At 68.5% G+C, this 13,384-nt stretch carries 13 protein-coding genes; 1 reads left to right on the forward strand and 12 read right to left on the reverse strand.

The features are described from left to right. Nucleotides 1-107 precede the first annotated feature (107 nt). The 12 genes from der to ACSFA2_RS19670 form a co-directional block, all read right to left on the reverse strand. Nucleotides 108-1,442, reverse strand: coding sequence for a ribosome biogenesis GTPase Der (der, locus tag ACSFA2_RS19615; protein ID WP_435456992.1), 1,335 nt, complete (start codon nucleotides 1,440-1,442; stop codon nucleotides 108-110). A 21-nt stretch (nucleotides 1,443-1,463) separates the two neighbouring features. Continuing rightward, nucleotides 1,464-2,606 (reverse strand): outer membrane protein assembly factor BamB, encoded by a 1,143-nt coding sequence (gene bamB, locus ACSFA2_RS19620; protein WP_435456993.1) that lies wholly within the window; start codon nucleotides 2,604-2,606, stop codon nucleotides 1,464-1,466. Between the two features lie 8 nt (nucleotides 2,607-2,614). Continuing rightward, the gene (locus tag ACSFA2_RS19625; RefSeq protein ID WP_435456994.1) at nucleotides 2,615-3,298 is read right to left on the reverse strand and encodes a YfgM family protein; all 684 of its coding nucleotides are present in this window, start codon (nucleotides 3,296-3,298) and stop codon (nucleotides 2,615-2,617) included. Between the two features lie 6 nt (nucleotides 3,299-3,304). Further along, nucleotides 3,305-4,603, reverse strand: coding sequence for a histidine--tRNA ligase (gene hisS, locus ACSFA2_RS19630; RefSeq protein ID WP_435456995.1), 1,299 nt, complete (start codon nucleotides 4,601-4,603; stop codon nucleotides 3,305-3,307). A 19-nt stretch (nucleotides 4,604-4,622) separates the two neighbouring features. Continuing rightward, a complete protein-coding gene (ispG, locus tag ACSFA2_RS19635) occupies nucleotides 4,623-5,900 on the reverse strand; it encodes a flavodoxin-dependent (E)-4-hydroxy-3-methylbut-2-enyl-diphosphate synthase (RefSeq protein ID WP_435456996.1) in 1,278 nt (425 codons plus the stop codon). After that, a complete protein-coding gene (locus ACSFA2_RS19640) occupies nucleotides 5,897-6,778 on the reverse strand; it encodes a helix-turn-helix domain-containing protein (RefSeq protein ID WP_435456997.1) in 882 nt (293 codons plus the stop codon). Before ACSFA2_RS19640 ends, ispG begins: the two co-directional genes overlap by 4 nt. A 37-nt stretch (nucleotides 6,779-6,815) precedes the next feature. After that, entirely contained in the window at nucleotides 6,816-7,658 is an 843-nt protein-coding gene (gene pilW / locus ACSFA2_RS19645) for a type IV pilus biogenesis/stability protein PilW (protein ID WP_435456998.1), read from the reverse strand. 4 nt (nucleotides 7,659-7,662) lie between these two features. Continuing rightward, nucleotides 7,663-8,799 (reverse strand): dual-specificity RNA methyltransferase RlmN, encoded by a 1,137-nt coding sequence (gene rlmN / locus ACSFA2_RS19650; protein ID WP_435456999.1) that lies wholly within the window; start codon nucleotides 8,797-8,799, stop codon nucleotides 7,663-7,665. 127 nt (nucleotides 8,800-8,926) lie between these two features. Further along, entirely contained in the window at nucleotides 8,927-9,352 is a 426-nt protein-coding gene (gene ndk / locus ACSFA2_RS19655) for a nucleoside-diphosphate kinase (RefSeq protein WP_435457000.1), read from the reverse strand. Between the two features lie 151 nt (nucleotides 9,353-9,503). Then, nucleotides 9,504-11,165 carry a pseudouridine synthase gene (locus tag ACSFA2_RS19660; protein WP_435457001.1) on the reverse strand — a complete coding sequence of 554 codons (1,662 nt, stop codon included), beginning with the start codon at nucleotides 11,163-11,165 and terminating at the stop codon, nucleotides 9,504-9,506. Further along, nucleotides 11,162-11,902 carry an SMC-Scp complex subunit ScpB gene (gene scpB, locus ACSFA2_RS19665; RefSeq protein WP_435457002.1) on the reverse strand — a complete coding sequence of 247 codons (741 nt, stop codon included), beginning with the start codon at nucleotides 11,900-11,902 and terminating at the stop codon, nucleotides 11,162-11,164. The genes ACSFA2_RS19660 and scpB overlap by 4 nt, the downstream gene beginning before the upstream one ends. Before the next feature lie 139 nt (nucleotides 11,903-12,041). Then, nucleotides 12,042-13,055, reverse strand: a complete 1,014-nt coding sequence (locus tag ACSFA2_RS19670; RefSeq protein WP_435457015.1) for an RluA family pseudouridine synthase — start codon at nucleotides 13,053-13,055, stop codon at nucleotides 12,042-12,044. Between the two features lie 35 nt (nucleotides 13,056-13,090). On the opposite strand from ACSFA2_RS19670, the gene bamD reads away from it, so the two are divergent. Next, on the forward strand, nucleotides 13,091-13,384 hold a 294-nt coding region (bamD, locus tag ACSFA2_RS19675; protein ID WP_435457003.1), incomplete at its 3' end, for an outer membrane protein assembly factor BamD.

Consider the following 13,384-nt stretch of genomic DNA (forward strand, 5'->3'; position numbering starts at 1 on the left):
TGCAGCACGGCGCCCAATGGCCTTGAAAAAATAACGTCTCTTCGGTAAGGGAACTTTGGGTTTCCACCAAGCTCGCCCGCCTCGATTCAGGAAGCGGACTCGCCTCTTTACTTGTCCGCGTAAGGATTCTGCGACGACTTGAATTCGATCCGAAGCGGCGTACCGACCAAATCGAATTCCTTGCGGAAGCGCCCTTCGAGAAAACGCTTGTACGACTCGGTCACGTGTTCCAGCGAATTGCCATGGATCACGATCACCGGCGGGTTCATGCCGCCCTGGTGCGCATAGCGCAGCTTCGGCCGGAACATGCCGGCGCGTTGCGGCGACTGGAATTGCACCGCCTCGAGCAGCAGGCGGGTGAGCACCGGCGTCGACATCTTGCGGGTGGCCGACTTGTGCGCCTGAGCGATGGCCTGCCAGACCGGGCCGAGGCCCTGCCGCTTGATGGCGGAGATCAGGTGCAGCGCCGCGAACTTGAGGAAGGGCAGCCGGGTCTCGATCTGCCGCTGCACCTGCTCGCGCTGGTAGCTGTCGACCGCGTCCCACTTGTTGACGGCGATCACCACGGCGCGGCCGGACTCGAGGATGTAGCCGGCGATGTGCGCGTCCTGGTCGGTCACGCCCTGCGTGGCATCGAGCAGCAGCAGCACGACGTTGGCCGACTCGATGGCCTGCAGCGTCTTGACCACCGAGAACTTCTCGATCGCCTCGAACACCTTGCCCTTGCGGCGCAGGCCAGCGGTGTCGATGAGTTCGAAACGCTGGCCGTTGCGCTCGAAGGGCACGGAGATCGCGTCGCGCGTGGTGCCCGGCATGTCGAAGGCAACCAGCCGCTCTTCGCCCAGCCAGGTGTTGATCAGCGTCGACTTGCCGACGTTCGGCCGGCCGGCCACGGCCAGCTTGATCGGCTTGGCCTCGCCGTTGTCCTGCTCGTCTTCCGGCTCCGGCAGGTTCAGCGGTTCGAGCGCGAGCTCGACCAGGTCGCGGATGCCCTGCCCGTGCGCCGCTGACACGCCGTGCACGTCGCCCAGCCCCAGCTCGTAGAACTCGACCAGCTTGGTGCCGTCGTGCATGCCTTCGGCCTTGTTGGCCACCAGCACGCAGGGTTTGCCCAGCCGGCGCAATTCCTTGCCGATCTCGTAGTCCTGCGCCGAAAGACCTTCGCGCGCATCGACCACGAACACCACAACGTCGGCCTCGGCGACGGCCTGGCGCGTCTGCTTGGCCATCTCCTTGAAGATGCCGCTGCCCGCGTCGGGCTCGAAGCCGCCGGTGTCGATCACGATGAACTCGTGCCGACCCAGGCGGCCGTTGCCGTAGTGACGGTCGCGGGTCAGGCCCGCGAAGTCCGCAACGATGGCGTCACGCGTTTGCGTGAGGCGGTTGAACAGGGTCGATTTGCCAACGTTGGGGCGACCGACCAGTGCGATGACCGGTTTCATGAGCAGCGCCCCTTGGTTGCGTTATTCAGGGCGATAGCCGAACACACCGCCATTGCGGGTGACGACGACGACCGTGTTGCCGGCGAGCACCGGCGTGGCGACGATCGGCGAGCCGTCCGGCGTGGCGCGATCGAGCAGCTTGCCGTCATCGCGCGACACCAGGTGCAGCATGCCGAGTTCGTCGCCGATGATCAGCGAGCGGCCCACGGCCAGCGGCGCGGTCAGCGTGTGGTACTTGAAGTGGTCTACCGACCAGGCGCGCTCGCCGTCGGCACGGCGCCAGGCCACCACGGCACCGTTCGATTCGGTGCCGTAGACGAAGCGGTCGTCCCCGGTCACGCCTTCGGCACCGGACGCCGGCTTGCTCCACAGCAGCACGCCGCGGTTGGTGTCGACGCAGCCCACGCTGGCGTAATACGCCCGTGCGCAGACGGTGTCGCCCACACGGCTCACGCTGCCGGTCAGGTCGACCAGCCGCTCGACGTCGTTGGTGCCGCGCGGTGCCGCGATGGGCGATTCCCAGCGCGAGGAACCGTTCGCCGGATTGAGCCCGGCCAGGCGGCCGCCCACCCCGGTGACCAGCGTGTCGCCCACGGCGAGCAGCACGCCCGGCTTGCGCAGCACCAGGTTCTCGGCGGTGCGCTGTTGCGCCCACAGGCGGCGGCCGGTCTGGCCGTCCCATGCCGTCATGGTGCGGTCGGCGCTCTGCACGAACACGCGCCGGCCGGCCACCAGCGGCGCGGTGAACGCCTGTGCCGGGAGGCGCTGCTTCCACAGCACCTTGCCAGCCTGCAGGGCGACGAGTTCGTTGTCCTTCGTGACGACGGCGGCGATGGCGCCGTCGCTGCCCACGCCTGCGATCAGCGGTGCGCCAGCGTTGGCCCGCCAGCTCTCCTGGCCCGAACGCGAATCGATGGCCACCACGGTGCCGTCGGCGCTGGCGACCGTCACCGTGTCGCCGCTGACGTCGATCTGCAGCGAGAACTCGGTCTTGGGAATGGCGATCTTCCAGGCCTGGCGCACGCCGAACAGCGCCGGGTTGGCCGGCAGGTCGACGGGCTTGGGCTTGGGCGTGCCGGAACAGGCCGCCAGCGCAGCGACCAGCACGGTCATCGCGACGGCGCGCAGCGCGGGTGTGTGGGACACGAGACGAGACAGATTCATGATGGCGATCAGGGGTTCTTGGCCGGCGCCGCAGCGGCGGAGGTCAGTGTCTTGGGGTCGACGCCGACGGCGTTGAGCTTGATCTCGACCAGGCGACGGTATTCGTTGCCGGCATCGAAGGCGGTCCACGCCTTCTGGTACTCGGTCTTGGCCTCGTCGCGCTTGCCTTGTGCCAAGTAGATGTCGCCCTTGCGGTCGGCGATGAGCGCGTCGAATTCCTTCGGAACCGGCGACGCGAGCTGCTTGAGCGCGTCGTCGTAGGACTTCTGCTGCAGCAACTCGGCCGACAGGCGCAGCCGGGCGATCGCCTGGTAGCCGGGGTCGACCGCGTTCTGCGCGACCCATTCGAGTGCGGCACGCGATCCATCGGCCTTGCCCTGCTCGTTCAGTGTCTTGGCCGCCAGCAGGCCGGCCTGCTGCGCGTAGACGGTACCGGCAAAGCGGTTCTTCATCTCGCCGAGCGCACGCTCGATGCGTGCGGCGTCATTGGCCTGGGCGCTGCGCTCGACTTCGTCGTAGAGCGCCGACGCCTGCGCGGCCTTGGTCCGCTGGAAGTACTGCCAGCCGTTCCACGCCATGAAGGCGCCGGCCGCCAGCAGCACGACCCAGGTGATGAGCGTGCCGTAGGTGTTCCAGAAATGCTTCAGCTGGTCGAGCTGTTCCTGCTCTTCGAGGTCGAGATGGGTGGCCATGCGCTGTCAGGTGAGAAGGGTCGGCGATTGTAGAGTGGCCGCCCAGGCGCCCACGTCGGAGAGCGAACGCACGGTCTGGGCGCCGCTGCCGTCGCGCAGCGCCTTCACGGTGATCTCGCCGCGGGCCAGCTCGTCGGCGCCGAACACCAGCGCATAGGCTGCGCCGCTGGCGTCGGCCTTCTTGAATTGCGACTTGAAGCTGCCGAGCCCGTCGACCGTGCTGGCGTGCATCTGGACGCGCACGCCGGCCTCGCGCAACTGCTGCAGCACACGCAGCGCCACCGGCATGGCCGCGGCATCGGGGATCACGGCGTAGGCGTCCGGCACCGGCAGCGGCACCGGCGTGCCCTGCTCCTTCACGAGCTCGAGCACGCGCTCGATGCCCATGGCCCAACCCACCGCCGGCGCCGGCTTGCCACCGATCTGCGCGATCAGGTCGTCGTAGCGGCCACCGGCACACACCGTGCCTTGCGCCCCGAGACGGTCGGTCACAAACTCGAACACGGTGAGGTTGTAGTAGTCCAGGCCGCGCACCAGGCGCGGGTTGATCGTGTAGCCGATGCCGTTGGCGTCGAGGATGGCGCGCAGGCCGTCGAAGTGCGCAAGCGACTCGGCACCGAGGAAGTCGATCAGCTTCGGCGCCGACTCGACCACGTCCTTCATGGCTGGGTTCTTGGTGTCGAGGATGCGCAGCGGGTTGCTGTGCAGCCGGCGCTTGGCCTCTTCGTCGAGCGTGTCGGCGTGGGCCTCGAAATGCTGGATGAGTTCCGCACGGTGCGCCGCGCGCTCCGGCGGCTGGCCCAGGCTGTTGAGTTCGAGGCGCACGTCGGCGAGGCCGATCGCCTTCCAGAGCGCCGTCGCCAGCAGGATCAGCTCGGCATCGACTTCGGGACCGGCGAAGCCCAGCACCTCGGCGCCGACCTGGTGGAACTGCCGGTAGCGGCCGCGCTGCGGACGCTCGTGGCGGAACATCGGGCCGGTGTACCAGAGGCGCTTGCCGCCGTCGTACAGCATCGAATGCTCGATGACCGCGCGCACCAGGCTGGCGGTGCCCTCGGGGCGCAGCGTGAGCTGTTCGCCGTTGAGCTTGTCTTCGAAGGAGTACATCTCCTTCTCGACGATGTCGGTGACCTCGCCGATGCCGCGCACGAACAACGCCGTGTGCTCGACGATGGGCGTGCGCACGTTGCGGTAGGCGTAGCGGCCCATCAGGTCGCGCACGATGGCTTCGAGCCATTCCCAGCGCGCCGATTCCGGCGGCAGGATGTCGTTCATGCCTTTGACGGCATTCAATTTGTCGGCCATGGGATCCAGGGAGAAAAAATCAGGCGGCGGAAGCAGCGTGCTCGCTGCCGAAGCGCTTCTCGATGTAGGTTTCGACGAGCTGGTGGAACTCGTTGGCGATGTTGTCGCCGCGCAGCGTGAGCGCCTTCTCGCCGTCGATGAAGACCGGCGCGGCCGGGGCCTCGCCGGTGCCGGGCAGGCTGATGCCGATGTCGGCATGCTTGCTCTCGCCCGGGCCGTTGACGATGCAACCCATCACGGCCACCTTGAGGTTCTCGACACCGGGGTACTTCGTGCGCCACACCGGCATCTGTTGCCGCAGATAGTCGTCGATCTGCTTGGCCAATTCCTGGAAGGTCGTGCTGGTCGTGCGGCCGCAACCCGGGCAGGCGGTGACGCTCGGCACGAACATGCGCAGGCCCAGCGCCTGCAGGATCTCGTTGGCGATCACCACCTCCTGCGTGCGCGCTTCGCCCGGCTGCGGCGTGAGCGACACGCGGATGGTGTCGCCGATGCCTTCCTGCAGCAGGATCGACAGCGCGGTCGCCGACGCCACCGTGCCCTTGGTGCCCATGCCGGCTTCGGTCAGGCCCAGGTGCAGCGGATAGCTGCAGCGCCTGGCGAGTTCGCGGTAGACAGAGATCAAATCCTGCACGCCGCTCACCTTGCAGCTGAGGATGATCTGGTCGCCGTTCATGCCCATCGACTCGGCGAGCTTCGCGGAATCGATCGCCGACGTGATCAGCGCCTCGTACATCACCGACTTGGCACCCCACGGCGTGGCGCGCTGGCTGTTGACGTCCATCAGGTGCGCCAGCAGATCCTGGTCGAGGCTGCCCCAGTTCACGCCGATGCGCACCGGCTTGTTCCAGCGCATCGCGGCCTCGATCATCTGGCCGAACTGCTTGTCCTTCTTGTCGCCCTTGCCCACGTTGCCGGGGTTGATGCGGTACTTGCTGAGCGCCTCGGCGCAGGCCGGATAGTCGGTGAGCAGGCGGTGGCCGTTGTAGTGGAAGTCGCCGATCAGCGGCACGTCGATGCCCATGCGGTCGAGCTGCTCGCGGATGTAGGGCACCTGGGCCGCAGCCTCGGGCGTGTTGACCGTGATGCGGACCATCTCGGAGCCGGCGATGGCCAGCTCCTTGACCTGGATCGCGGTGCCGATGGCGTCGACCGTGTCGGTGTTGGTCATCGACTGCACGCGCACGGGTGCGTCGCCGCCCACCGTCACGGTGCGCGGCCCCCAGACCACGCTGGCCTGGCGCGAGCGGCGCGCCAGCGGCGCGGCGGGTTCGATCGGCAGGCTTTCTTCGCTCATGGCTTCACCTCGAAACGCGCCACACCACCGGAACGCGCGAGTGGCGTCAGGTCGAAGGGCTTGCCCTTGACTTGCACCGTGACCCCGCTGGCGCGCCCGACGACCACCGACAACGGCAGCGTGCCGCTCAGGCCGACGGTTTCGCCAGGCGTCACGATGCGGCGCAGCAGCGCCTTGCCCGTCGCGTCGGTCACGGTGATCCACGAGTCGGCACTCGCCACGAACACCAGCGCGTCGCTGCCGCTGGATGCCGGCGTGGCCACTGAGGCCACCGGCACCGACGGGCTCGGGACCGTCTGAACGGACGATACCGCCGGCACTTCGCTCGGTGGCGGCAGCGTCGGCACCGACTCGACCACCGTGCCGGCGGGCGCATCGGCGCTCTGCTGAGGCATCCCGGTATCTGCGCTCGACGCCGAACGCTCCGCCGTCAGGCCCGACACCCACTGGCTCAGTTGCTCGAAGGCGCCCGAAGGCAGCCACACCAACGCCGCAGCGCCTGCCAACAGCAGCGCCACGACCACCAGCAACGCCCGGGACGGCGTGGCGCCCGCGCCGCCGTGCGTGCGCGGTGCACCCGAGCGGAAGCTGCCGCTCAACGGGCGGTCGGCCTCGGCCAGGCTCGGACGCACGGCACCCGGCAGCTTGGCCAGCACCGGCGCCGGATCGACGCGCAGCGCGCGGCAGACGCTTGCGGCCAACGCGCGTGCGAAGACCGGGTCGGGCAAGGCGTCGATGTCATCGTCTTCCAGCGCCTGAAGCTTCCGTGTCGGCACCTTGAGAGCCGCCGCCACCACGTCGATGTGCAGGCCATGCCCCTCGCGGGCTTCACGCAGCAGGTCGCCGGCCGTCTTGTGGGTGCTGTCGCCATGGCTCAAGGGAGCCGTTTGTGAGCTGCCGAATTCGCTGGCGCGTTCAATCATCGAAATTCCCGCGTTCGTACGCTGTTGCCTCCCGGGACTGGGGGAAGCGGCGCTGCAATTGACCGCCGAGCTGGGCCATGGCCTCTCGGTTGCCGAGCTTGCGTTCGATCTTGATGCCGAGCCACAGCGTTTCCGCGTTGGCCGACGGACTGTTGTTGACCCGGCGGATGTAGAACTGTGCGCGCGACCAATCTTCGCGCTGGGCCAGCAAGGCCGCCAGGTTGTAGCCGATGACCGGGTTGCCGGCATCGATCTCGTAGGCCTGCGTCAGGCTGCGCTCGGCCTCCGGACGCTGGCCGGCCTGCATCTGGCAGACACCCTGCGTCATCAGCGTCTTGGCGCGATCGGGGTAATTCGGCACGGCGAGTGCTGCGCTGAACTGCTGGGCCGCGTCGCCATAGCGCTTCTGCTGGCACAGCAGCCAGCCGTAGTTGTGCAGCGTGTTGGGCTCGCGCGGGTTCAGCGCGATGGCCCGACGGAAGCTGTCTTCGGCCAGACCGGCATCGTCCAGCCGCATGTAGGCCAGGCCGCGCAGGTTGTACGCGTCGGCAAAGTTCGGGTCGGCCGCGAGCGCCTGCTTGATCTCGTCGAGCGCCACGGTGGTCTGGCCGGCTTCGAAATACCCGATGGCCAGCTCGAGGCGGATGCGGGCGCGTCGACGGCCGGAAGGCTCGTCCGACGCGGTCACCATTTCGGCACGGTTGCCGTCGCCGCTTCCCACGGGCCGGGTGGTCTGGGTCGTGGTGCTGACGCAGCCGGCGAGCAACGCCAGCAGCGCCGCGCCCATCAGACCGCGCAGCAAGCCGGCGTGCGGCGTCGAGAAAACCATGCTCATCGCTTCAGTGCTCCTCGGAGGCCGCCACACGGACGGGATGCAGCGTGACGATGCGACGCTGCGCCATGCGCTCGGCCGCGTGCGTGCGGTCCTTGACGTCGCCGGCCAACTGGCCGCAGGCGGCATCGATGTCGTCGCCGCGCGTCTTGCGCACGGTAGTCACGATGCCGGCCTCGCTCAGGGTGCGCGCGAAGGCCACCACCCGCGGCTGCGGCGAACGCAGCAGACCCGACGCCGGGAAGGGGTTGAAAGGAATCAGGTTGAACTTGCAAGAAATGCCGGTGCTGCGCACCAGGTCGACCAGCTGCTTCGCATGCTCGGGCTGGTCGTTCACGCCGTCGAGCATGCAGTACTCGAAGGTGATGAAGTCGCGCGGCGCGTGCGCCAGGTAGCGCTTGCAGGCTTCGAGCAGTTCGGCGATCGGGTACTTGCGGTTCAGCGGCACCAGGTCGTCGCGCAGCGCGTCGTTGGGGGCGTGCAGCGACACCGCCATGGCCACCGGGCAGTCGGCACCGAGCCGGTCGATCATCGGGACCACACCGGATGTCGAGACCGTCACGCGACGGCGCGACAGCCCGTAGGCGTTGTCGTCGAGCATGGTGCGCAAGGCGGGCACCAGCGCCGCATAGTTCTGCAGCGGCTCACCCATGCCCATCATCACGACGTTCGAGATGACACGTTCGTCGCGCTTCAGGTGCTTGCGCAGAAAGTGCTCGGCGAACCAGAGCTGCGCCGTGATCTCGCCGGTGCGCAGGTTGCGGCTGAAGCCCTGGTGCCCGGTCGAACAGAACCGGCAACCTACCGCACAGCCAGCTTGGGACGACACGCACAAGGTGCCGCGATCGTCCTCGGGAATGAAAACGGCTTCGACGGCATTGCCGTCGCCCACGTCGAACAGCCACTTGATGGTGCCGTCGGCCGACTCGTGTTGGGTGATGACCGGCAACGCCTCGATGCGCGCCGTGGTCGCCAGCTTCTCGCGCAGCGACTTGGCCAGGTCGGTCATCTGCGCGAAATCACTCGCGCCGCGCTGGTGGATCCAGCGGAAGAGCTGCGTCGCGCGGAAACGCTTCTCGCCCAGCTTTTCGCAGAACGCGGCCAACCCCTCCAGATCGAACTCGAGCAGGTTGACCGTGGTCATGCGATCACCCCCGGGCCTGGGCAAGGCGAGGCGCATGCGCGGGCACCCGCGGAACCGGCTTTGCCGGGCCGCTGGGTGCGCCCCCTTGAGGGGGAGGCGCCGCAGGCGCTTCGGGGGTGGGTCATGTTCAGCGTGCGTAGACGTTGAGGCCGGCGAAGAAGAACGAGATTTCGTTGGCAGCGGTTTCCGGTGCGTCCGAACCGTGCACGGCGTTCGCGTCGATGCTGTCGGCGAAGTCGGCGCGAATGGTGCCGGCAGCGGCCTTCTTCGGGTCGGTGGCGCCCATCAGGTCACGGTTCTTGGCGATGGCGTTGTCGCCTTCGAGCACTTGCACGAACACCGGGCCGGAGATCATGAACTCGACCAGGTCCTTGAAGAAGGGACGCGCGCTGTGCACGGCGTAGAACTGCTCGGCTTCGGCGCGCGACAGGTGCACCAGCTTGGCGGCAGCGATCTTGAGGCCGGCGGCTTCAAAACGGGAAACGATCTTGCCGATGACGTTCTTGGCGACGGCGTCGGGCTTGATGATGGAGAGGGTGCGTTCGATGGCCATGGAGAAGTTGCTTCCTGAGCAGTTGATGTCGAAATGAGGTCCGCCGCGGCGCCGCCAGCGCAGCCCGCGACCTTGACAAAGCCTCTGATTTTAACCGGCGCGCCGCGAGCGCCCGGCTGAAAGACCGCGAAAACCGCGGTCCTGAAAAGTTTTAGCGGCCGCGGCGTCGGCCACCGCCGGAACCACCCGGCCCGCCGCCGCCGAAGCCGCCACCGCCCGGCCCACCCCGACGCGGCCCTTGACGCTGTTCCTTGCGCTGGCGCGAGAAGCTGTCGGCGCCGATGTAACCCAGCGAGGTCTTCATTGGATCGGGTTGCGCGCCGCCTGGTGCGCGGTCGTCACCGGCCGCCCGGCCCTGCCCCGGTTGACCCTGCCCCGGCTGGCCCTGGCCCTTGTTGTTGCGACGCCCCTGCGGCGGTCCGCCGGCGTTGCCGCCCCGGCCCCGATCGCCGCGCGCCGCCTGGCCACCGCCCGGATTGGGCATCGGCGGACCGCCGGCATTGCCGCCGTTGCGGCCACCGCGGCGCTTGTTGTTGCCGCGACCGTTGCGGCCGCCGCCCTCGGCACCCTGCTCGCGCGGACCCGGTGCGGGCCGCGGCGCACCGCCACCGGCCGCCTGGAACAGCGATCGGATGTCGCGCTCGTCCAGCTCCATCCACGCACCGCGCTTGAGGCCGCGCGGCAGCAGCATCGCGCCGTAGCGAATGCGGATGAGCCGGCTCACCGCATGGCCGACCGACTCGAACAACCGGCGCACCTCGCGGTTGCGGCCTTCGGAGATGGTGACGCGGTACCAGTGGTTGGAGCCCTCGCCGCCGCCTTCCTCGATGCTGCCGAACTGGGCCATGCCGTCGTCCAGGCGCACGCCTTCGAGCAGCTTCTTCTTCTCTTCGGCGTTGAGCGCGCCGAGCACGCGCACCGCGTACTCGCGCTCCAGGCCGAAGCGCGGGTGCATCAGCTGGTTGGCGAGCTCACCCGAACTCGTGAAGAGCAGTAGACCTTCGGTGTTCAGGTCGAGGCGCCCGACCGATTGCCACTTGCCCTGCACCAGGCGCGGCAGCTTGCGGAACACGGTCGGACGGTTCTGCGGATCGTCGTGCGTGACGACTTCGCCAACGGGCTTGTGGTACGCGATGACGCGGGCCGGCGGCGGCGCGATCCGGTAGCGGATCGGCTTGCCGTTGATCTTGACCTGGTCGCCGTACTGGATGCGCTGGCCGATGTGGGCCGGCTCGCTGTTGACCGAGATGCGGCCCTGCAGGATGAGCGCCTCCATCTCGAGCCGCGAGCCCAGGCCGGCCTGGGCCAGCACCTTGTGCAGCTTGGGCGAGTCGGCCTCGGGCAGCAGCACGCGCTTGAGCGGCGGCACTTCCGGGCTTTCCTCGTCGGCATCGAACTGGCCGGAGATGACGTCGGCAAAGCGGATGGGCTCCGGCTCCGGCGCGTTGCGGCGCTCGCGGTCGGCGGCACGGCGGGCGCGGTCGAGTTCGTCCTCGTCGTCATCCTCGTCTTCTTCCTCCTCCTCGTCGGCGCGGTCTTCGTCTTCCTCTTCGGCGCGCGGTCGCACGTCGGCAACAGCGGGTGCAGGACGCGGCGCGGCCGCTTCGACGACGGGCGCCACTGCGGGTGCGGCAGGCGCGGCGGGCGGCTCGATGGCCGGCTCACCGGGCTCGCCGGAGCCTTCGACTTGCACCTGCGGCTCCACCACGGCCTTGGGCTTGCGGGGTCGGCGCTTGGCGGGCGCGGGGGCAGCCTCGGCGGCGGCGTTGTCGGCAGGCGGGATCACCGCGTCATCGGGTTCGGAGGAGCTCATGGGGGTGTGGTTCCGGAAGGCACGGCAGGTGCATCGGGGTCGTCGAGGCCGGTCGGCTCGATCGGGCTATCGGTCGTTGTCGTTGTGTCGGCAGCGGCTTCGGCCAGTGCTGCAGCGTCGGCGCCGCCGTCCTGGGCGTCGTCCAGCGAAGGGCCATCCATCGGCAGTGCCGACTGCTCGGGGCTGACGGCTTCGGCCAGGGCGTCGAGCAGCGCACTCTGCTGGGCCGGGGATTCAATCACCGGCAGCTGGTCGAGCGAGCCCAGGCCCAGGTCGTCGAGGAACTGCCGCGTGGTCGCATACAGACCCGGCCGCCCGACGGTCTCGCGGTGGCCGATGACCTCGACCCAGTTGCGGTCCTCGAGCTGCTTCAAGATCTGCGAGTTGATCGTGACGCCGCGGATGTCTTCCATGTCGCCGCGCGTGACCGGCTGGCGGTACGCGATGATGGCCAGCGTCTCGAGCGCGGCGCGGGTGTAGCGCGGCGGCTTCTCGGGGTGCAGGCGGTCGAGGTGGTCGCGCATCTCCGGCCGGCTCTGAAAGCGCCAGCCGCTGCCCACGCTCACCAACTCGAGGCCGCGCTGGGTCCAGTCTTCCTGCAATTCGATCAGCAGCGACTTGATCGTGTCGGCGCCCAGTTCGTCGTCGAACAGCACGCGCAGTTCGCGCACCGGCAGGGGCTGCGTCGAACAGATCAAGGCGGTCTCAAGAATGCGCTTGGCATCCGCCGTATTCATGGTTCGCGTTATCCGGAAAAAGGCGCCAGCGGCGCACGTTCAGATGGATGGAGAGTCTCGTGATGGAGAAGCGGCGTGGCCGGCACATGGCGGGCGGAACGCAAGGCCGGCTTGAAAGGCCAGCGCGGCCCTCGGGCCGTTAGGCGCGATTGTAGTCCAGGCCCCAGGCCGCGAAGCCCTGGGCTAGGTCGTCGGGCGGCGGCGCCAAAAAGACCAGCGGCTTCTGCGTCTGCGGATGCACGAAGGCCAGGCGGAACGCATGCAGCGCCTGGCGCGACATCCCGGCCGCCGGTGCCCCGCCGTACAGCGCGTCGCCCACCAGCGGATGACCGATGGACGCCATGTGCACGCGGATCTGGTGGGTGCGTCCCGTTTCCAGCGTGCAACGCACCGCGCAGCCCTCGGCGGTGCCGTCCAGCCGCTCAATCAGCGTGCGCGCCGTCTTGCCCGGGTGGCGCTGCAGATCAACCACCGCCATGCGCAGGCGGTTGCGTGGGTCGCGGCCGATCGGCGCGTCGACCTGCCGGGCCGCCGCGCCCGTCCACGGCCGGTGCGCCATGGCGAGGTACTGGCGCGAGACATCGCGCGCCGCGATCAGTTGCACCAGCGCGTCCATCGTGGCACGCGTGCGCGCCACGACCATCAGGCCACTGGTGTCGCGGTCCAGCCGGTGGACGATGCCGGCGCGCGGCAACAGCGCCGCCTGCGGGTCGAGCGCCAGCAGGCCGTTGAGCAGCGTGCCGCTCCAGTGGCCGGGCGCGGGGTGCACGACCAGCCCGGCGGGCTTGTCGATGATCCGCAGGTGCGCATCCTCGTAGACCACCCGCAGGTCCATCGGCTCGGCCTTGAAGGCCTGGCTCTGCGGCGTGGGGCGCAGTTCGATCTGTCCGGCCTCGCCCACGCGCACCGTGAGCGAGGCCTTGGTCACCACCCGACCCTGGAGCATGACCGCGCCCGCATCGATCAGTTGCTGCAGGTAACTGCGCGAGAACTCGGGAACCAAAACGGCCAGCGAACGGTCCAGCCGTTGCCCGTGCTGCGCCATGCCGATGGCAAAGGCCCGCACCTCGCTGGTCTCGCCGAGATCGGCACTTTCGTCGGCCTCGTTCGCGTCAGGGCCGCCCAGGGCTTCGTCCAGAGGGTCGGTCGATATAATCGAAGGTACTTGTTTCAAGAAAGCTTCATGTGATGTTTCGCGCCAAATTATCGGTTGTCCCCGCGTGGACGGCGCTCGCTGCGGCCGCGTGGCTCGTTGCCGGCTGCTCGACCACCAAGGTCGACGAGACGGCCAACTGGAGCCCCAACAAGATCTACAGCGAAGCCAAGGACGAAGCCGGCTCCGGCGCTTACGACAAGGCCATCCCGCTGTACGAGAAGCTCGAAGGCCGCGCCGCCGGCACCCCGCTGGCCCAGCAGGCCCAGCTGGAGAAGGCCTACGCCCAGTACAAGGCCGGCGAGAAGCCCGCCGCCATCGCCACCATC

The sequence above is a fragment of the Variovorax cryoconiti genome, from assembly GCF_051216395.1.
Taxonomy (GTDB): Bacteria; Pseudomonadota; Gammaproteobacteria; order Burkholderiales; family Burkholderiaceae_C; genus Variovorax.

What these genes read in the sequence shown, in the direction of transcription:
- der (WP_435456992.1), bottom strand. Translation starts at nt 1,442, where the DNA reads ATGAAACCGGTCATCGCACTGGTCGGTCGCCCCAACGTTGGCAAATCG.
- bamB (WP_435456993.1), bottom strand. Translation starts at nt 2,606, where the DNA reads ATGAATCTGTCTCGTCTCGTGTCCCACACACCCGCGCTGCGCGCCGTC.
- ACSFA2_RS19625 (WP_435456994.1), bottom strand. Translation starts at nt 3,298, where the DNA reads ATGGCCACCCATCTCGACCTCGAAGAGCAGGAACAGCTCGACCAGCTG.
- hisS (WP_435456995.1), bottom strand. Translation starts at nt 4,603, where the DNA reads ATGGCCGACAAATTGAATGCCGTCAAAGGCATGAACGACATCCTGCCG.
- ispG (WP_435456996.1), bottom strand. Translation starts at nt 5,900, where the DNA reads ATGAGCGAAGAAAGCCTGCCGATCGAACCCGCCGCGCCGCTGGCGCGC.
- pilW (WP_435456998.1), bottom strand. Translation starts at nt 7,658, where the DNA reads ATGAGCATGGTTTTCTCGACGCCGCACGCCGGCTTGCTGCGCGGTCTG.
- rlmN (WP_435456999.1), bottom strand. Translation starts at nt 8,799, where the DNA reads ATGACCACGGTCAACCTGCTCGAGTTCGATCTGGAGGGGTTGGCCGCG.
- ndk (WP_435457000.1), bottom strand. Translation starts at nt 9,352, where the DNA reads ATGGCCATCGAACGCACCCTCTCCATCATCAAGCCCGACGCCGTCGCC.
- ACSFA2_RS19660 (WP_435457001.1), bottom strand. Translation starts at nt 11,165, where the DNA reads ATGAGCTCCTCCGAACCCGATGACGCGGTGATCCCGCCTGCCGACAAC.
- scpB (WP_435457002.1), bottom strand. Translation starts at nt 11,902, where the DNA reads ATGAATACGGCGGATGCCAAGCGCATTCTTGAGACCGCCTTGATCTGT.